Source organism: Haloplanus rubicundus, assembly GCF_003342675.1.
In the GTDB taxonomy this organism is placed as follows: domain Archaea; phylum Halobacteriota; class Halobacteria; order Halobacteriales; family Haloferacaceae; genus Haloplanus; species Haloplanus rubicundus.
In genome coordinates, this window is sequence record NZ_CP031148.1 from 1,816,907 (window position 1) to 1,834,532 (window position 17,626).

17 protein-coding genes and 1 tRNA gene are annotated in these 17,626 nt (G+C 69.1%); 9 read left to right on the plus strand and 9 right to left on the minus strand.

The features are described from left to right. Positions 1-13 precede the first annotated feature (13 nt). The gene (locus DU484_RS10220; RefSeq protein ID WP_114585951.1) at positions 14-1,246 is read left to right on the plus strand and encodes a HEAT repeat domain-containing protein; all 1,233 of its coding nucleotides are present in this window, start codon (positions 14-16) and stop codon (positions 1,244-1,246) included. 46 nt (positions 1,247-1,292) lie between these two features. After that, positions 1,293-1,670, plus strand: a complete 378-nt coding sequence (locus tag DU484_RS10225) for a DUF2237 family protein (protein WP_114585952.1) — start codon at positions 1,293-1,295, stop codon at positions 1,668-1,670. Here the strand turns inward: DU484_RS10225 and DU484_RS10230 are convergent. Next, entirely contained in the window at positions 1,667-2,278 is a 612-nt protein-coding gene (locus DU484_RS10230; RefSeq protein ID WP_114605845.1) for a class I SAM-dependent methyltransferase, read from the minus strand. The two genes, DU484_RS10225 and DU484_RS10230, sit on opposite strands and share 4 nt — an antisense overlap. An 89-nt stretch (positions 2,279-2,367) precedes the next feature. Here DU484_RS10230 and DU484_RS10235 point away from each other — a divergent pair, with 89 nt between their 5' ends. Next, positions 2,368-3,279 (plus strand): DMT family transporter, encoded by a 912-nt coding sequence (locus DU484_RS10235; RefSeq protein ID WP_222844829.1) that lies wholly within the window; start codon positions 2,368-2,370, stop codon positions 3,277-3,279. A 204-nt stretch (positions 3,280-3,483) separates the two neighbouring features. Next, on the plus strand, positions 3,484-3,636 hold the full coding sequence (locus DU484_RS19540) for a hypothetical protein (RefSeq protein WP_157969549.1): 153 nt from the start codon (positions 3,484-3,486) through the stop codon (positions 3,634-3,636). Between the two features lie 340 nt (positions 3,637-3,976). On the opposite strand, the gene DU484_RS10240 is transcribed toward DU484_RS19540, so the two are convergent. From DU484_RS10240 to btuC, 4 genes are all read right to left on the minus strand, one after another. Next, a tRNA-Thr gene (locus DU484_RS10240) sits at positions 3,977-4,049 on the minus strand. Positions 4,050-4,098: 49 nt separating this feature from the next. After that, positions 4,099-5,151 carry a class I SAM-dependent methyltransferase gene (locus tag DU484_RS10245; RefSeq protein ID WP_114585955.1) on the minus strand — a complete coding sequence of 351 codons (1,053 nt, stop codon included), beginning with the start codon at positions 5,149-5,151 and terminating at the stop codon, positions 4,099-4,101. Between the two features lie 38 nt (positions 5,152-5,189). After that, positions 5,190-6,488, minus strand: a complete 1,299-nt coding sequence (locus DU484_RS10250; protein ID WP_114585956.1) for an ATP-binding cassette domain-containing protein — start codon at positions 6,486-6,488, stop codon at positions 5,190-5,192. Then, positions 6,485-7,495: a vitamin B12 ABC transporter permease BtuC gene (gene btuC, locus DU484_RS10255; RefSeq protein ID WP_114605846.1), complete on the minus strand. Its 1,011-nt coding sequence runs from the start codon at positions 7,493-7,495 to the stop codon at positions 6,485-6,487. Before btuC ends, DU484_RS10250 begins: the two co-directional genes overlap by 4 nt. A gap of 109 nt (positions 7,496-7,604) precedes the next feature. Between btuC and srp19 the strand changes: the two genes are divergently transcribed. From srp19 to DU484_RS10270, 3 genes are all read left to right on the plus strand, one after another. Further along, on the plus strand, positions 7,605-7,883 hold the full coding sequence (gene srp19, locus DU484_RS10260) for a signal recognition particle subunit SRP19 (RefSeq protein ID WP_114585958.1): 279 nt from the start codon (positions 7,605-7,607) through the stop codon (positions 7,881-7,883). An 82-nt stretch (positions 7,884-7,965) separates the two neighbouring features. Continuing rightward, positions 7,966-8,196, plus strand: a complete 231-nt coding sequence (locus tag DU484_RS10265) for an H/ACA ribonucleoprotein complex subunit GAR1 (RefSeq protein WP_114585959.1) — start codon at positions 7,966-7,968, stop codon at positions 8,194-8,196. A 49-nt stretch (positions 8,197-8,245) separates the two neighbouring features. Continuing rightward, the gene (locus DU484_RS10270; protein ID WP_114605847.1) at positions 8,246-9,286 is read left to right on the plus strand and encodes a presenilin family intramembrane aspartyl protease PSH; all 1,041 of its coding nucleotides are present in this window, start codon (positions 8,246-8,248) and stop codon (positions 9,284-9,286) included. Here the strand turns inward: DU484_RS10270 and DU484_RS10275 are convergent, their stop codons facing one another. Beyond that, a complete protein-coding gene (locus DU484_RS10275; protein ID WP_114585961.1) occupies positions 9,287-9,763 on the minus strand; it encodes a PUA domain-containing protein in 477 nt (158 codons plus the stop codon). Between the two features lie 165 nt (positions 9,764-9,928). On the opposite strand from DU484_RS10275, the gene DU484_RS10280 reads away from it, so the two are divergent. Then, positions 9,929-12,217 carry a sensor histidine kinase gene (locus DU484_RS10280; protein ID WP_187347687.1) on the plus strand — a complete coding sequence of 763 codons (2,289 nt, stop codon included), beginning with the start codon at positions 9,929-9,931 and terminating at the stop codon, positions 12,215-12,217. A gap of 48 nt (positions 12,218-12,265) precedes the next feature. Continuing rightward, entirely contained in the window at positions 12,266-13,108 is an 843-nt protein-coding gene (locus DU484_RS10285) for an MBL fold metallo-hydrolase (RefSeq protein WP_114585963.1), read from the plus strand. Between the two features lie 4 nt (positions 13,109-13,112). On the opposite strand, the gene DU484_RS10290 is transcribed toward DU484_RS10285, so the two are convergent. Genes DU484_RS10290 through DU484_RS10300 form a run of 3 tightly spaced genes read right to left on the minus strand, consistent with a single transcriptional unit; the run spans position 13,113 to position 17,597 of the window. After that, on the minus strand, positions 13,113-14,363 hold the full coding sequence (locus DU484_RS10290) for a sensor histidine kinase (protein WP_157969550.1): 1,251 nt from the start codon (positions 14,361-14,363) through the stop codon (positions 13,113-13,115). Next, positions 14,360-16,915 carry a hybrid sensor histidine kinase/response regulator gene (locus DU484_RS10295; RefSeq protein ID WP_187347688.1) on the minus strand — a complete coding sequence of 852 codons (2,556 nt, stop codon included), beginning with the start codon at positions 16,913-16,915 and terminating at the stop codon, positions 14,360-14,362. Before DU484_RS10295 ends, DU484_RS10290 begins: the two co-directional genes overlap by 4 nt. Then, entirely contained in the window at positions 16,908-17,597 is a 690-nt protein-coding gene (locus DU484_RS10300) for a response regulator transcription factor (RefSeq protein ID WP_114585966.1), read from the minus strand. Before DU484_RS10300 ends, DU484_RS10295 begins: the two co-directional genes overlap by 8 nt. Positions 17,598-17,626: the final 29 nt, after the last annotated feature.

Here is a 17,626-nt window from a genome sequence, read left to right on the forward strand (position 1 = left end):
CGAGTGTGCGCGTATGACCGACGGGGACGACGAGACCGACCTCCCAGCCGAGACCCTCGACTCCCGCCTCGACGAGGCGGCCGAGGCGCTCGACGCCGCCGAGACCGAAGCCGACCTCGACGCCGTCGAGGAGCAACTGGACGCCATCGCCGAGGACCTCGACGCCGCCGACCTCCCGGCCCCCGACGAGGACGACGAGGACGCCGAGGACCCCGGCGCGGAACTCGAAGACCGGCTCGACTCCCTCCGCGAGGATCTGGCGGCCGCCCGCGGCCCCTACGCCTCGGACGTGACCGACGCGGTGGCGGACGCGACGGCGACGCTCACCGACACCCGCTGGACCGAGACGGGCGAGGACGAGGCCGCCGCGGCCGTCGAATCCTTCGTCGCGGACGTGAACGAGACGCTCGATGCCGACCTCTCTGGGCACGACGCCGACGCTCTCGACGCCGCCGCCGAGGCCGTCGACGACGCCGGCCTCGACCCCGACGAGGACGCCGAAACCATCGCGGCGCTGCTGGAGGCGACCGACGCGCTCGAAGCCGGACTGGAGGACGCGGAGGAGTGGGACGACCTCGAAACCCACGAGAAGCTGCAGGCACAGGGCTACTACGACGTGCTCGGCCACTACAAGGACTTCCCGCCCGAGTGGGCCGCGCTCAAGGAGTGGGAGCAGCGCGGCAACGTCGAGATGGTGCTGCTCGCGCTCGACAGCTTCCAGTCGGACTTCATGGAACGGCACTGCCTCGAAGCCCTCACGCGCATGAACGACGCGGCGGCGTTCGACGCCATGCACCAGCGCGCGGGCAAGCGCGACAAGCCCGGGATCAAGGCGATCGGAAAGATGGGCGCCGAGGACGCCGTCGAGACGCTCTTGGAGTACGTCGACGCCGACTCCGACCCCGGCCTCCAGAAGGTGACGTTCAAGGCGCTCGGCGAAATCGGGAGCGAGGAGGCGACCGGACCGCTCGCCAACAAACTCGTCGCCGAGAACGAGCAGATTCGCCCCTACGCTGCCCGCGCGCTCGGCCTCATCGGCGACACGCGAGCCATCGAGCCGCTGGCGGACGCGCTGGCCGACGCCGACACCGACGAGACCCGCGCCGCGGCCGCGTGGGCGCTCCGACAGATCGGCACCGAACGCGCGCTCTCCGTGGCCGCCGACTACGCCGACGACCGGGCCTACCTCGTCCAGCACGAGGCGAGCCAGGCCGCCGACGCACTGTCGGTCGAACCGACCGCGTAGCGCAGTCGACCCCAACGTTCTCCCCGGTCCCGTTCCTCCCTCACCCATGACCAGCGAGTCGACCGAATCGAACGCCCTCGGCACCGACCTCGAACCCTGCAGCACCGACCCCGAAACCGGCTACCTCCGCGATGGCTGCTGCCGTCACCTCGACTCCGACCGCGGCCGCCACGAAGTCTGTGCCGTGATGACCGACGCGTTCCTCCAGTTCTCGAAGGCGCAGGGTAACGACCTGATCACACCCCGACCGCAACTGGACTTCCCCGGTCTCGACCCCGGCGACCGCTGGTGTCTCTGTCTCGGTCGGTGGGTGGAGGCCGTGGAGGAGGGCGTCGCCCCGCCGGTCGTCCTCGAAGCGACCAACGAGGCGGTGTTGGAGGAGATACCCTTCTCGACGCTCCTCGAACACGAGTACGAGGGCTAGTCCGACAGCTGCGGATACGACTGCGCCCCTCCCGTCGACTGCCGCCCGACCAGCGTCGCCACCGCCTGCGTCCGCCCCTCGTCGTCGAGTCGCGTCCGTTCCTCGTAGTGCAGGATCGTCAGATCGAGACAGGCGTGGAGCAGGTGATTCGACGGGTAGCGGTAGCGATCCGACGGCCCGATTTCGATGGGATCGCTCGACCGGAGGTGGTGTTCGTAAACGAGGACGCCACCCGGCGCGAGCGCCGCGATCAGGTCCGGGAGCCGCTCCAGCGCGGCGAAGAAACTCACTGTGATCACGTCGTACGCGCCCTCCTCGAACCCGAAGTCGTCGATGTCCGAGCGGATCCAGTTCACGTCGACGCCCTCGCGGTCGGCCGCTTGCGCGGCGCGATCGAGCGCTTCGTCGGAGACGTCGACGGCGTCCACGTCGTACCCCTCGCTCGCCAGGAAGCGGGCGTTCCGCCCCGTCCCCGTCGCCACGTCGAGCGCCCGCCCCGTCGGGAGCGTGTCGACCCGCCGAGCCAGTTCCGGAATCGGGTCGTCGGGCAACTCGAACTCCTCGTCCGTGCTGTACTTCTCGTTCCAGCGCTCGCGGTCGTCGGTCACGGGTCGACGGTGGGGCGGCGGCGGGTTAAGCCTCCCCCGACCGCCGTCGGATCGACACACCCATTCCCCCCGACGGAGAAGGATCGCGCGTGTCCCTCGGTCGTTACCGAAACGCCGGCCTGTTCGTCCTTCTCGGGGTGCTGTTCGGCAGTTCCTTCGTGGCGATCAAGGCCGGTCTCGACGCCCTCCCGCCAGTCTTTTTCGCCGCCCTTCGGTTCGACGTGGCGGCACCGCTCCTGCTCGTCTACGCCGCCGTCCGCTACGACGACTGGGTGCCGCGGACCCGCCCCGACGTCGCGAGCCTCGTCGTCGGCGCCGTCACCATCGTCGCCGCCAACAACGGCCTGCTCTTTCTCGGCCAGCGGACGATCACGCCCGCCGCGGCGTCCGTGATGTACGGTCTCAACCCCCTCCTCTCGCCCGCGTTCGCGTTCTTGCTGCTCGGCCAGCGACTCGACGTGCGGGGCATCGTCGGCATCCTTCTCGGACTGGTCGGCGTCGTCGTCATCGTCCAGCCGTCCCCCGAGACGATCACGTCCGGATCGACGGTCGGCCAACTCTACGTCCTCGCCGCGGCGGCGGTCATCGCCCTCGGAAGCGTCCTCACGCGACGCATCGAGGCGACGATCGAGAGCATCCCGATGACCGCGTGGGCGATGGCCCTCGGTGCCGTCCTCCTCCACGCCTGGAGCCTCGCCATCGGCGAGTCGGTGGCGGGAACCGCCCCGACGCCGACGATCGTGGCGGCGATTCTCGTCGTCGCCATCCCCTCGACTGCGGCCGCGTATCCGATCTACTTCACGCTCATCCGTCGGATCGGGCCGGTCCGGACGAACCTCGTCGCGTACGTCGTCCCCATCGTCGCCGCGCTCACCGGGTGGCTCCTCCTCGGCGAACCCGTCACGCCCGCGACGGCCGTCGGCTTCTGTATCGTCGTCGCCGGCGTTGCCCTCCTCGAACGCCGGGTCGTCGCCGCCGAACTGGCGCGACTCTCGTCGTGACCGGTGTCGATGCGACTATTTTTCGGCATATAAATGATGGCAAGATTTAGTATTCTCGGTGACGTACGGCTCCCCGCTCGGGTGCGGCGCCGAGACCCGTTCGTCTCGCAACCGATGCCGACGCACAGTTTCGCAGTCCCGCCTGAGCAGCGTGCGACATGCCACCGGACCGTCCCTCGCGCGGGTCGGCCGCGCGAGGGGTTCGTGGTCGCCGTTCGCGCCCCGTCGAATCGCGGCGGCGGTGTCGTCCAACTGCTGTCGACCGAGCGGAGCGACGTCGTCGCCTTCCTCACTATCGCCGTCGGGGTGTTGGCGGGCGTTCTGCTCGGACACGCCCGCCGCCGATCCGGTGACTGACGGGTCGAGCGCCGATTCTTCCGGTAACAACATCGTTTTTAGTTACATATACGTACGGATGAACCGAGCCCCGTCACTCCGAAAGCGTGCCCACGTTTCGGGACCCCCGTCGACACATAAAGACGCTGCTGAGTGTGTGTCGGCGAGTCAGGGGGGCTCCACTTTACCTCGGACCAGTTCGACGATTCGGCGAGCAAGGCCGAGAGAAGGCTTTCGCTGCTCACGCTGTTCGCGGCGGCCAGCCGGAGGAGGGGGATCGTGAACCACGGTCGCAGCACGCTGCTCCCTGGTTCGAATCCCTCACGTGAGACTCTTCGGTCTCACTTCGTTCGACCAGAAGAGCCGGAGGAGGGATTTGAACCCTCGGCCTATTCCTTACGAAGGAATCGCTCTGCCAGCTGAGCTACTCCGGCGCGCACTCATTCGTACTGCCATCGTTCAAATAAGGGTTCCGAAACGCCCCTACCGTGACAGGCGAACGTCGAGACAGACGTTCAGTTCGTGGGGGGCGTACGACCGGACGACGTGCCGGGTCAGCACGTCCACGTCGTAGCCGGCCGGCGCCGCCGCCTCGCGGATGGCCCGCTCGCCCGGCCCGAACGGGTCGTCCTCGTGTTGGATATCGTAGTAGTGAATGACGCAGTCGTCGTCGGCCTTCGGCCGACTGCCCGAGGGACGGCGTCCCTCGCTGTCGGCGGCGAGAGTGACGGCGGCGTCGAGGAACTCGTCGGCGCTGTGGGGGAGGTTCATCACGATGCGGTCGGCCCAGTCGGCGTAGTCGGCGGCCACGTCGCGCACGTCGCCTTCGATGGCGGTCACGCGGTCGGCGACGCCGTTGCGGCGGGCGTTCTCCCGGAGGTACTCGACGGCCACGGGGTTGAGGTCGACGCCGACGACGGTCGCCCCGCGGGCGGCCATCGGCACGGCGAAGGGACCGACGCCGGCGAACATGTCGACCGCCCGCTCGCCCGCCGCCACCTGCTCCGTGACGCGGTGGCGCTCGGTCGCGAGGCGGGGTGAGAAGTAGACCTGCGAGAGGTCGAGCAGGTACTCGAAGCCGTACTCGCGGTGGAGGGTTTCGGTGACGGGGCGGTCGTTCTCGCCGTCGTCGGCTCGCGCGACGACCGACCAGTCGCGCACGCGGAGGTCGCCTTTCACCTTCGAGGCGCGGTCGATCACGGCACGGACGGGCAGGTCCGAGTCGAGGATCGCGTCGCCGATTTCGCGCGCCCGCTCGGGGTCGTCCTCGTCGACGATGGCCACGTCGCCGAGACGTTCGTACGAGGGGTCGAAGCCGAGGCGGTCGGCCGGCGTCTGCTGGGTGTCGTGGACCGGTACGTCGCGGGTGACGACTTCGTACCCCTCGCTCGCCGCCTCGCGGTCGGTCACGGGGAGATAGAGGGCTCCGTCCTCGACGACGATTTCGTACTCGTCGTCGAGGAGCCCCGCTTCGGCGAGGGCCTGTCGCGTCTCCTCACCCGCCTCGCGGGGCACGCGCACGCAGGGCCGTTCCATACCGGTGACTCGCCGGCCGCGGGAGTAAGGGTGTCGACCTACGGTCGGGGGTCGGTCTCGGCGGTTCGGGAGTCCGGATCGGTGTCGGTCGTCCCCCTTCCGACGACGCGGCGCACCGCCGCGACGACGGCCGCCGGGTCGTCGTCGACGACGCGCCCCCGCGTCCGGAGTCGGGCGTCGAGTCGCCGTCCCGCGGCGCCCGCGAAGTTCCGTTCGTCGATGGGACGGCCGTCGACGACGACGACCGGCGCGTCGGCCCCGCGGACGGCGTCGAGGACGGGTCGGTTCCCCGGCGCTACGGTCACGTCGGCGACGACGACGGCGTCCGCCCGGCGGAGTCGGTCGACGACGCCCCCCCGCGCCTCGTCGTCGACGGGCGCGTACGGCGGGACAGTCACGAGGTCCGCATCTATCGCCCGCGCCGTCTCGGCGTCGGGGTCGTCCGCACTCACGGCGCCGACGGAGCACTCGAACCCGGCGGCGTCGAGGCGGTGAAGCAGCGGCGTCGCGGCCCCGCCGCCGCCCACGACGTGGACGCGCCCGTCCGCGGCATCGGGGTCGTCCACGAACGCCGTCACCGATACCGATCCGGTCACCGGGTGGTCGGTGACCGTCGCCCGCGCGCCGAACGCTGCCTCGACGGTCGCGCCGGTGAGCACCGACGCCGGCGGTCCGGCCGCCTGCACCCGCCCGTCGTAGAGGAGGCGGAGTTCGTCGCAGTACCGCGCCGCGAGGTCGAGGTCGTGGATGGCCGCGACGACGGTTCGGCCCTCAGCGACGAGTTCGGACACGATGTCGAGCGTCCGGACCTGATGGTTCACGTCGAGGTCGGAGGTGGGTTCGTCGAGCAGGAGGACGGGCGTGTCCTGTGCGAGCGCCCGCGCGAGGAAGACCCGCTGTCGTTCGCCGCCGCTCACCTCCGTCACGGGGCGGTCCGCGAGGTTCGCGATGGCCGCGCGCTCCATCGCCGCGTCGACGGCCTCCCGGTCCGCCGTCGTCCGGGTGCCGAACCGGCCGATGTGGGGCGTTCGCCCCATCGCGACGACGTGGCGAACGGGGAACTCGAAGGCGATTGCGGTCGACTGCGGGACGGTCGCGACGAGCTGGCTCGTCGCCCGCGAGCCGAGGGCCGCCACGTCCTCGCCCGCGACGTGGACCGCCCCCCGATCCGGGGCGAGCGCGCCGTTGATCGTCCGAAGCAGCGTCGTCTTGCCGGTGCCGTTCGGACCGACGAGGCCGACGAACTGCCCCTCGTCGACGCTCGTCGACACCGCATCGAGGACGGTCACGCCGCCGAGGGAGACGGAGACGCCGTCGACGTCGATGGCGGGCGTCACGGCGTCCGCACCTCCCGCTTGCGGAGCAGGTAGAGGAAGAAGGGAGCCCCGACCGCGGCGGTGACGATGCCCACCGGGAGTTCGGCGGGGCCGGCGCGCGCGACGGTGTCGGTCGCCACGAGGAACGCGGCGCCGGCGAGCGCGCTCGTCGGGAGGAGAATCCGGTGGTCCGGGCCGACGAGCAGGCGCATGATGTGGGGCACGACGAGGCCGACGAAGCCGATGACGCCCGCGACGGCCACCGCCGCAGCGGTGAGGAGGCTCGACACCGCGAGCAGAAGGCGTTTACTCCGCTCTACCTCGATGCCGAGCGACCCCGCGTCCTCCTCGCCGAGGAGGAGGACGTTCAGGTCGCGCGCGTACACGAGGAGGCCGAAAAAGCAGGGGACGACGACGGCGGCGGCGACGCCGGCCTCGGTCCACGTGCTGTGCTGGAGGTGGCCCATCAGCCAGTAGATTGCCTCGCGCAGGTCTCGCCCAGCGCTGACGAGCATGAAGGAGACGACGGCGCCGAGGAAGGTCTGGACGGCCACGCCGGCGAGCAGGAGCGTCCCCACGGGCGTCCGCCCGCCCTCCGACGCGAGGCCGTAGACGCCGAAGGCGGCGAGCAGGGCGCCGACGAACGCGGCGACGGGAAGCGCGACGGGGACGGCGACCGGCGCGACGATGGCCGCCACTGCCCCCGTCGCCGCGCCCGCGGAGACGCCGACGATGGAGGGGTCGGCCATCGGGTTCCGGAAGAAGCCCTGCATCACCGTCCCCGCCGCCGCGAGGGCGAAGCCGACGATGGCGCCGAGGACGATGCGAGGGAGCCGGATCGACATGACGATGGTCCGGTGGCTCTCCGGCGCCGCGGCCGTGCCGCCGAGCAGTGCCGCGAGCGCAATGTCGGCGACGCTCCGGACCCCGATTGCGACCGGGCCAATCGTCGCGCTGACGAGCGTCACGGCGACGAGCGCTCCGAGTAGCCCGACGACCCACGCGCCCGTCCGGACGCTCGTGTACATCACTTTACAGCCGCGCTTGCAGTAGGTAAGTATTTGTTGCATGCGTGGTCCGCGCCGCCGGCGCGTCGCCATCCAAAACCGTATTACGCCCGGCCCGCCGCGTAACCGTATGGTGGAGAACGTCATCTGGCCCGCCTATCTCGACGCGTCGAAGACGCGCGCCGAGGGGCGGCGCGTCCCCCGCGATCAGGCGGTCGACGACCCGACGGTCGACGAGATCGCCGAGGCCGTTCAGCAGGTCGGCTACGACGCGGTCATCGAACGCGACAAGACCTACTCCCGGGAGTTCGACCCTCGCGGGCGCGTCCTGGTGCAGGGGGCCGACGACGCGACGAAAAACGACCTCGTGCAGGCCATCGCGGCCTACGTGGGTATCCTCCGCGAGTGATAATGGGCGTCGTCAGTCAGTACCGGCGGGTCGCCGAATCGAGCTGGCGACCCGCCGATGCCCAGTTACGAGGGCCAGTATAATGCGCCGCCTCGGCACCGTCACCCGAACCGCGGGGGGGTTGGCCATCGTCCGCTGTGACGATGGCGACGGCGTTCCCGACATCGGCACGGGCGCCCTCGACGAATCGCTCTCCGACGTGGGCCGCGTCGTCGACGTGTTCGGCCCCGTCTCCCGCCCGTATCTCGCCGTCTCGCCCGCGGCCCGCGTCCGCCTGCCGGACCTCCTCGGGACGACGCTGTACGCCCGCTGATGGAGCGGAAGTCACAACCTCCAAACCGACCCCCACCTAACCGAGGGACATGAACGCGCGCGAGGTTCGCGGCGCCGCCGTCGCCGCGGTGCTCTTCTTGCTCGTCCAGGTCGGTGCGCTCGCGATGGTCGGTCCCTTCGAGACGGCGGGCTATCAGGCCGTCGAGGACCCCTCCGACCCGACCAACAGCCTCGTCTACATCGCCGCCATCCTCGTCGCCACGGCGCTGATGCTCGCGGCCTTCAAGTACGCCTTCGAGCGGGCGGTCAAGGCCGTCGTCCTGCTCTCCAGCGCCCTCGTCTCGTGGTACGTCTTCGCCGTCGTCACGCCGCCACTCGTCACCGTCGGCCCGGTCAACGTCGTCGCCGTCGCGCTCTCTATCGGCGTCGCGCTCGCCCTCCTGATCTACCCCGAGTGGTACGTCGTCGACGCCGCGGGGGTGGTGATGGGCATCGGCGCCGGCGCCCTCTTCGGCATCAGTTTCGGTCTCCTCCCCGCCATCCTCCTCCTCTCGGTGCTCGCCGTCTACGACGCCATCAGCGTCTACGGCACCCGTCACATGCTCAGCCTCGCGGAGGGCGTGATGGAACTGCGCATCCCCGTCATCCTCGTCGTTCCGCTCTCCCTTTCGTACTCCCTCCTCGCCGACGACTTCTCGGGCGCGAACGAGGTCCACGAGGACGAGGAGTCGGCGGCGGTGGCCGACGGGGACGGAGCGCCGGTGGATGACGACGAGGAATCGGCGACAGACGACGAAGCGCCCGGCGACGCGGACGAACCCACCCGCGACGCCTTCTTCATCGGCCTCGGCGACGCCGTCATGCCGACGGTCATGGTCGCCAGTGGCGCCTTCTTCTCGCCGGCGGCGTCGCTCGGCGTCGCGGGCCTGCCCGCGCTCAACCTCCCCGCGCTCCTGTCGATGGTCGGCACCTTCCTCGGCCTCGGCATCCTGCTCTGGGCAGTGCTGAAGGGGCGCGCTCACGCCGGGCTTCCGCTGCTCAACGGCGGGGCCATCGGCGGCTACCTCCTCGGCTCCGTCCTCGCGGGTGTCCCGCTGGTTCGGGCACTCGGGCTGGCCGCGTACCTCTAGCTACTCGGCGCCGGCGCCCGCCCGCACCTTCACCGCCATCCCCGTCTCGAAGTCGCGCATCGCGTCGGCGGCGAGTTCCGCCCGCCCGACCGCCAACACGTCGCCGTCCCCGTCGACGACGGCCACCTCGTCGCTCGGCCGGACGTCGTCGTCGACGCCCCGGACGAACTTCGCGAAGGCGTTCTTGCCGTCGCGGACGAAGGGTTCGCTCTCCGATCCGACGACGACGCGGGCCGCGGGTGCCGGGAGCGCCGCGACGAGTCGGCGACCACCCTCGATACCGAGGGTGAAGCGTCCGTCGACCCCGTAGGAGACGATCCGGTCCCCTTCGGCGCGGACCTGTCGTGGCCGCCCGCCGGTCGAGTGGGTCACGTCGAGGGTCTCGTCGGGAGGAAAGAGCGCCGCGCCCGCGCCGGCGCCGAACTGGTAGTCGGCGACCGTCCGCAGTCGGGCGAGTTCGGTGTCGGACTGACTCATTGGCCCTCCTCGCGGGGCCACGGGCAAAAGCCTTCTCGGCTGCCGCGGCTCTCCGCCCGCCGCGTGTCCCGACCACCCGTGACTTTACAAATGAGCTTGCAGAATACGGCGTACCGAACGGATTCGGTGTTCTCCCCCCGGACCGGTCCATCGGACCCGACATCAATGGCGCTACAGTGGACCCCGTACACGCTCGTCCTGTTGCTCGTTGGCGGCCTCCTGACGGCCTTCGCCGTATCCCTCCGGTATCTCGGTCGCGAGGACGGGATGCCGGGGGCGAAACTGGGTGGCTCCCTGATGCTCGCCGGCGGCGCGTGGGTGTTCTGTTTCGTCGCGCAGCTGTCGAGCACGACGCTCGCGGCGAAGCTACTCTGGCGCGTCCTCACGACCGCCGCCATCCTGTCGCTGGTGCTCGTCTGGCTGGCGTACGTCTGCTGGTACACCGCTCGGTCGGAGTGGCTCTCTCGGCGAGCGTTCGGACTCTGCTCGCTCGTCCCCGCGAGCCTGCTGGCCGTCGCGGCGGTCCCCGCTGCGCGACGCTCCCTGTTCGCCGACGCCGAGTTACTCCGGGTCGGTTCGTTCGTGGTCCTCGACGCCGCGTACGCCCCGCTCTTTTTCGGCTACGTCGTCGTCGGCTACGCGCTGTTCGCCGCGTCGCTCCTGTTGCTCGTGGCCGCGGCCATCGGATCGCGTGGCATCCTCCGCTGGCAGCTCGCCGTCCTGCTGTCGTTCGCGATGCTCCCCGGGAGCGCCGTCGTCCTCGACCTGCTCGGCTACGCCCCGACGCCGGGGCTCGACTTCGGGCCGCTGTCCGTCGCGGTGACCGCCGTCGCTGGCGCGTTCAGCGTCACCCGGTTCGGGTGGCTGGACCTGACCCCCATCGCCAGGGATCAGGTGTTTCGCGCCATCGTCGACGCCGTCGTCGTCGTCGACGCGGACGGACGGGTCGTCGACCTCAACCGACAGGCCGAACGGATCGCCGGCACCTCGGCGGCGGCGGCGGTCGGTCGGCGACTCCCCGATCTGATCCCCGAACTCGCGTCGCCGCTCGACGCCCGCGACGCGACCGACGAGCCGGCGCGCTCGGAGGTGTCGATAGCGACGCCGGACGGCCGGCGGGTGTTCGACCTGCAGCTCTCGTCGGTCGGAGACGCCGTCGACGACCGGGACGGCTACGCGTTGATCCTCCACGACATCACGACCCGAAAGGCGGCCGAGGAGCGCGTGGAGCGACGGAACCGGACGGTCGAACGGATGCTGCGGGTCGTCAACGACCTCACTGCGGCCCACACGGTCGAGGCGGTGTTCCAGCGGGCCGTCGAGGGCGGTCACGAGATGTTCGGTCCCGACGCCTGTCGGATCGCCGTCGTCGAGGGCGACCGGTTCGTGCCCGTGGCGAGCGCCGGCGACGATCACGACGATCCGTCGCCACAGCGGATCGGGTCGGGGTTCGCGGGCACGACGTACCGTTCCGGTGACCCCGTCGTGGTCGACGATCTGACCGACGTGCGCGGCGCCTCCGCCCTCGATACGGGATCGTCGCGACCCTACCGGTCGCTGTTGAGCGCCCCCATCGGGGACCACGGCGTCGTACAACTGCTGTCGACCGACTCCGGGGCGTTCGACGAGGACGACCGCGAGATGATCGCCCTCTTCACGTCACACGTCGAGACGGCCGTCGACCGCGCCGAGACGGAGGCGGAGCTTCGAGACGAGCGTGACCGACTCGAGGAGTTCGCGAGCGTCGTCGCCCACGATCTGCGAAATCCACTGACCATCGCCAGCGGACGGCTCGAACTCCTCGCGGACGCCGAGGACGCGCCGAGCGAACACGTCGAGCCCCTCCGGACGGCGCTCGACCGCATGGAGTCGATCATCACCGACATCCTCAGGCTCGCTCGGCAGGGCGACGCCATCGGGGAGGTGGAGACGGTCGACCTGTCGGCCTGCGTCGACGACGCGTGGCGGAGCGTGGACACCGACGCGGCCCGCCTGCGACGCGCCGACGACCTCGGCACCGTTCGGGCGGATCGCGGCCGACTCCAGCAACTGTTCGAGAATCTGTTTCGGAATTGCGTGGAACATGGTTCCACGAACAACCGGCGCGAAAGCGCCGGTGATACTGTGGAGCACGGCTCCACTGAAAGCCGGCCGAAGTCCGGCGATAGCGTCGACCACGGCTCGACCGCGTCCCACTCGGACGACGCCGCCCCCTCGGTCACCGTTCGGGTCGGCCCCCTCGACCGGGCGACGGGGTTCTACGTCGCCGACGACGGCCCCGGGATCCCGCCCGACCGACGCGACCACGTCTTCGAGTACGGACACTCCTCGACCGCCGACGGCACCGGCATCGGATTGGCCGTCGTCGAACGGATCGTACGCGCCCACGGCTGGGAGATCACGGTCGGGGAGTCCGCCGACGGCGGCGCGCGCTTCGACGTGGTCGTCGAGTGAGCGCCCGGGAGCGCAACCCTTAGCACCCGACCGACCGGACGGGAGGGCATGGCACACGAACTCGGCGAGAGCGACTGGGGGGACTGGCTCCCGACGGCCGTCGCCGACGCCGACCCCGACGGCGTCGCGATCTGGTATCTGGGGTGTAACGGCTTCGTGTTGAAAGGCAGCGACGGCACGACGCTCTTTATCGACCCCTACTGCGGGCTCGGTGACCCGCCGCGGACGGTGCGGATGATCCCCGTCCCGTTCGACCCCACGGACGTGCGCGAGGCGGACGCGATCCTCGCGACGCACGAACACTCCGATCACGTCCACGGGCCGACGCAGGCGCCGATCCTCGCGTCGACCGGCGCCGACTACTACGCCCCCGACGCCAGCATGGCGACCGTCGAGGGAGGGGGCTGGATCGACGACTGGAGCGTCGTCGCCGAACAGTTCGTCACCGTCACCGAGGACGAGACGTTCGAGGTGGGCGAGTTCACGATCACCGTCGTCGCCGTGAACGACCCCGACGCCGACCATCCGGTCGGCTACGTGATCGAACACGACGCCGGCACCGTCTTCCACGGCGGCGACACCCGTCCCGCGGACTCCTTCCGCTCCCTCGCCAACCGCTTCGACATCGACCTCGGCGTCCTCGCGTTCGGATCGGCCGGCCGCATCCCGGACAAGGAGACTCGGGAACCCAAACGGACGCAGTGGTACGCCGACGAGAACGGGGTGGTCCGCGCGGCCAACGCGCTCGAACTGGATCGCCTCGTGCCGAGTCACTGGGACATGTGGAAGGGCTTGACCGCCGATCCGACCGTCCTCCATCACCACGCGCGGAGCTTCGACTACCCGGAGCGACTGGAGGTCGTCGAGATCGGGGATCGGATCGACCTGTAGGCCATCAGCGATCGGTGACTGTCGGTTCGTCTCGGTCGTTGGCCGTGGACGGAGCGACGTCCGAAACCGCATCGTGTCTCGACTCGTCGTGTAGCCGATCCGTGGCGCTCGCCGTCGTTGACGGCAGGTGGACTTCGACGACGCTTCCCCGGGGGCTGTTCTGATCGAACGTGAGACGGCCGTTCGAGGCGTCGACAGTCCAGTGAACGAACCAGAGACCGAGGCCGCTCGAGTGCCGAAGCTCCGTCTCGTGGCCGCGTTCGAGCACGTCCAGTTCGTGTTCGGGGATTCCCGGACCGTTGTCACGAACTTCGATCGTCACGGCGTCGCGCTCTCCGCCGTCACACTCCGGCGATCGGACGGTGATGGCGAGATGAGGCCTCGGCGCGTCGTTGTGTTCGACGGCGTTGGTCAGAAGTTCGTCGATCGCTTCCTCGATCAGCGGGGTGCTGCGAACTTCGACCGACTCGGGAATCGTCGTCTCGACGGTGACGCCCTCGCCGGCGAGTGTCGACGCCTTCGTCCGGAGCGGCGGACCGATATCGATCGGTCTCGTGGTGGCCGCCTCTTCGTCCAGTAACCACTCGAATCGACGGGCACAGTCGCTCATCTCCTGTAGCTCACGTGCCTTCTCGTCGATCCGCGCCATCGCCTGCCTGCGGTCGATTCGCCCCCCCTTGATGTGGCTCGCGTATCCGAGGATCACGTTGACGGCGTTGCGAATGTCGTGGCGGAAGACGCGATTGAGGATCGTAAGCCGGCTGCTCAACTGCCGAGTTCGTTCGTGCTCCGCGTGCAGGTCACGCTCCCTTCGGCGTCGTTCTCCGTCGTACGACCCGATGAGCGCGCCCAAAAGGGCGCCGACCGTCGCGTGGCTGGTCAGAACGAAGGGAACGTCCGTCATCACGACGCCGTTGACCCGCTGATAGGTGATCGAGACGACGCCCACCGCGACGATGACGACGGCGCCGATGACACACCAGATTCCGATGCGAGCGGCGATGTCCGCTTCCTTGCGCCGGTGGATTCTGACCATCGTCATCAACAGCATCATCGAGAGGCCCATCGGAATGAGGGTTCCGAGTAGCCGCGTGTAGAGCCCTTCCGACTGCATCAACAGATGCAGGGTATGGAGGCCGAGCGAGGTAGCGCCGATCCCACCGACGACACCGAGTGACGCAACGTAGCTGCACGAGGGCAGATCGACTTCCTGCAGGGTATCGAACCACTCCACGAACGTCCGGCTCTCGATCATCGCCACTCCTTGTCGACCGCGTGTTCGTGGTACGTCGTCGTGATTTCGAACCGTCCCCCGCCGGTGTTGTCCTCGGCGTCCGTGACGTCTATCGACCAGCCGTGGGCATCGACGATCTGCTTGGCGATTGCCAGCCCGAAGCCAGTGCCGTCGGCGGCGGACGTGAACCCGCTCTCGAAGATTCGGTTGCGCGCGCTCGGCTCGATGCCCGGACCGTCGTCTTCGATGAAAAATCCCTCTCGCCCCGACAGGCGGCCAAGTCGGATCGTCACGCCCGGCCCGGCGTGTTTCACCGCGTTCCCGAGGAGGTTCTCCAGCAACTGCCTGAGCCGTGATTCGTCGGCCGGCAGCGTCCAGCCGTGGAGGTCATCGGCTATCCGTCTGGTGGCCGTGTCCGTGTCGACGTGCTCCCACGCCAGGTCGACGATACGCTCGAAGGAAACCGGGTCGGTTTCGTGGACGATTTCCCCCTGTTTCGAGAGTTCGAGTACCTCCTCGATCATGGCTTCCATCCGCTCGAGTGCTGACAGCGCCCGATCGAGGCTGGCGTCGACGGACTCGTCGCCCTGCCGAGCCATGTCGACGTGGCCGAGCGCGATAGACAGCGGGTTCCGCAGGTCGTGGGCGACCGTTCGGGCGAACTCCTCGAGCCGATCCCGTTCGCGCTCGAGCTGGTACTCGTACTGTTTGCGTTCGGTGATGTCGGTGTTGATGGCGACGAACCGCTCGATATCCCCTGTCTCGTCGGTGATCGGCGCAATCGTCTGCTCGACGTGGTAGCGTTCGCCCTCCTTGCGCTGGTTGACCAGTTCTCCCTCCCAGATCTCGCCGCCGAGGATCGTCTCCCAGAGATCTTGGTAATACCTCTCGTCGTGTTCGCCGGAGTTGAGGATCGCCGGCGTCTCGCCGGTCACCTCGGCCTTCGTGTAGCCGGTCACGCTCTCGAATTCGGGATTGACGTATTCGATCGACCCGTCCGTGTCCGTGATCATGATGGCGTGTCCAGCCTGTTCGACGGCCTGTCTGAAGCTCCGGAGATCCTGCTCGCGTCGTTTGCGTGCCGTGATGTCCCGCGCGAGGCACAACACGCGCTCGGACTCGGATCCCTCGGTTCGGAGGGGGGAGATCCGCGCCGAGAAGTGGTGCGTGTCGCCGTCGAGCGGCAGCCGGTATTCGAGGTTCTGGGTCTCGCCCGCCTCGATCGTCTCCCGGATCGCCTCACAGATCTGGTTGGCCGGCTCCGGAGGCAACACGTCGTGGACGGCCAACCCTTCGAGTGCGTCCGGCGAGTCGACGAGCAGATCCTCGGCGCCCGACAACACGTCCTCGTACGTCCCGGATTCGTCGTACACGATCGCGACATCCGGAACGGCGTCGAGGATCGTCCGGAGTTTGCGCTCGCGGTCGCGATGCTCCGAGATGTCCCTGAAGTGCCCTTGGAGGAAGGTCTGTCCGTCCAGTTCGACCACCCTGGCGTTGATCTCGACCGGGATGCGGTCGCCGCCGGCCGTCTCGACGTGGATCGGATCGTCGTCGAAGCGGCGTCGTACCGATTCGTCGTGGCGCTGGTGGCGGTCGAAGAGATGCCGGTAGCGTTCCCGGTCGCCGTCGGGATGGAGTGCCGACTGGTGCATTCCGATGATCTCTCCCCGCGGCCGGCCGATCAACGAGGTGGCGGCTTCGTTCGCCTCGACGATAATCCCGGTGTCCGTGTCGGCGACGATGATCGCGTCCGGTGCCGCGTCGATCAGCTCCCGGTACTTTCGTCGCCTTCCGTCGCACTTCCGGTCCTCGGCGCCGGGTGCCGACCGCTCGGTTCCCGTGGCGACGATCCGTTCGGTCCGTCCGTCGTCGTCACGGACCGATCGCACCCGCAGATCGATCCGTCGCGTCTCGCCGGCGCCGTCGACGACGAGTTCACCCTCCCACGGGTCGCCGTCGGTGATCGACCCCCAGTCGTCATCGATCGCGGTGCCGAGGGCGGAGACCGGTCGTCCGACGAGAGCGCGCCGATCCTCGCCGAGGATCGTCTCGAACGCCCGATTCACGTGTTCGATCCGGCCGTTGGGGTCGGCGATAAGGAACGGGAGTCCCATTCCGTCGACCGCCGTTCGGAACCGGCGGCAGTCCGTCCGTATTCGCCGAGACGCCACGCACCGTTCGATGCGACGCGCGAGGAGCGTCCGGCGCTCGGTGTCGGTGCGTCCGGAGAGGTAGTCGTCGGCGCCCGCTCGGAACCAGCGTCGCGGATCGCCGTCGGACTGATCGTACGCGAGGACTGGGGGGGTGGATCGCCGCTCATCGAGCGCCGCTAGTAGGCCGTCCGCGTCCTCCGGACACGTTCCCTCGACGATGACGCAGTCGATCGACTGCTCGTCCAGCGTGGCCGTCACGGCGGCTCGCTCCGAGACGGCGTGTACCTCCATCCCGTGTTCTGCGTCGAGCATCGGCGGCACGTCCGACGACGCTCGGCACAGGTAGAGGACGGTCGGCGGCGACTGGAGCGGCGCCCCAGATCGACGGTCCCGACGGTTCGAGGAGAGGTTATCCATCGTGTCCGCCCTCCGCATCGGCGGTCCGTTCGATCGGTTCGGATGCGCCCGCGCCCACGACCGATTGGGACTCGATGATCTTCTGCAGGACGTCCCGGAACACGAGCCGCGATTCGTCACGGTCGATTAGCTCCGCGATCCGCTCGCGGTTCTTGGCTTCGAGGCGTTCCCGTCGCTCGCGGAGTCGTCGGTACTCCTCGTTGTCGTCGAGGCTGTCCTCGTCGAACCGTGACTCCAGCGCGACGATCTTCGACGTGACCGACAGCAGTTCCCGGGTATCGCGGCCACACCGGGCCCGAAGGAGCAGGCTCTCGACGAACTCCCGGAGGTCCTGTCGGCGGACGGGTTTGACGACGTACGCGTCGAACTCCATCTCGACGATGTCCGTGTCGGGATCGACCGACGTGATCATCGCGACGCGGCAATCGTACCCCTCCTCCCGGACGGTTTCGAGCACCTCGTCGCCCGACAGCCCCGGCATCCGTCGGTCGAGCAGGAGCACGTCAACCTCGTTGGAGAGGCGGACGAGCGCTTCCTCCCCGCTGGTCGCCGTCAGGACGGTGTGGGTATCTTCGAGCATCGCCGCGTACATTCCGACCAGATGCGGGTCGTCGTCGACGACGAGCACCGTTCCCTGTTCGGACACTACGTCGGATTCGGACCGACGCTCATCGAGCGACATGGTTCGAAGGCGGCTGTCGACTCGTGTCG

Excerpts from the sequence above, each read along its gene's own strand:
- DU484_RS10300 (WP_114585966.1), bottom strand. The coding sequence starts at position 17,597 with ATGTCGCTCGATGAGCGTCGGTCCGAATCCGACGTAGTGTCCGAACAG.
- DU484_RS10265 (WP_114585959.1), top strand. The coding sequence starts at position 7,966 with ATGCGCCGCCTCGGCACCGTCACCCGAACCGCGGGGGGGTTGGCCATC.
- DU484_RS10270 (WP_114605847.1), top strand. The coding sequence starts at position 8,246 with ATGAACGCGCGCGAGGTTCGCGGCGCCGCCGTCGCCGCGGTGCTCTTC.
- DU484_RS10295 (WP_187347688.1), bottom strand. The coding sequence starts at position 16,915 with ATGGATAACCTCTCCTCGAACCGTCGGGACCGTCGATCTGGGGCGCCG.
- DU484_RS10225 (WP_114585952.1), top strand. The coding sequence starts at position 1,293 with ATGACCAGCGAGTCGACCGAATCGAACGCCCTCGGCACCGACCTCGAA.
- DU484_RS10275 (WP_114585961.1), bottom strand. The coding sequence starts at position 9,763 with ATGAGTCAGTCCGACACCGAACTCGCCCGACTGCGGACGGTCGCCGAC.
- DU484_RS10245 (WP_114585955.1), bottom strand. The coding sequence starts at position 5,151 with ATGGAACGGCCCTGCGTGCGCGTGCCCCGCGAGGCGGGTGAGGAGACG.
- DU484_RS10280 (WP_187347687.1), top strand. The coding sequence starts at position 9,929 with ATGGCGCTACAGTGGACCCCGTACACGCTCGTCCTGTTGCTCGTTGGC.
- DU484_RS10220 (WP_114585951.1), top strand. The coding sequence starts at position 14 with ATGACCGACGGGGACGACGAGACCGACCTCCCAGCCGAGACCCTCGAC.
- DU484_RS10285 (WP_114585963.1), top strand. The coding sequence starts at position 12,266 with ATGGCACACGAACTCGGCGAGAGCGACTGGGGGGACTGGCTCCCGACG.
- srp19 (WP_114585958.1), top strand. The coding sequence starts at position 7,605 with ATGGTGGAGAACGTCATCTGGCCCGCCTATCTCGACGCGTCGAAGACG.
- DU484_RS10290 (WP_157969550.1), bottom strand. The coding sequence starts at position 14,363 with ATGATCGAGAGCCGGACGTTCGTGGAGTGGTTCGATACCCTGCAGGAA.
- btuC (WP_114605846.1), bottom strand. The coding sequence starts at position 7,495 with ATGTACACGAGCGTCCGGACGGGCGCGTGGGTCGTCGGGCTACTCGGA.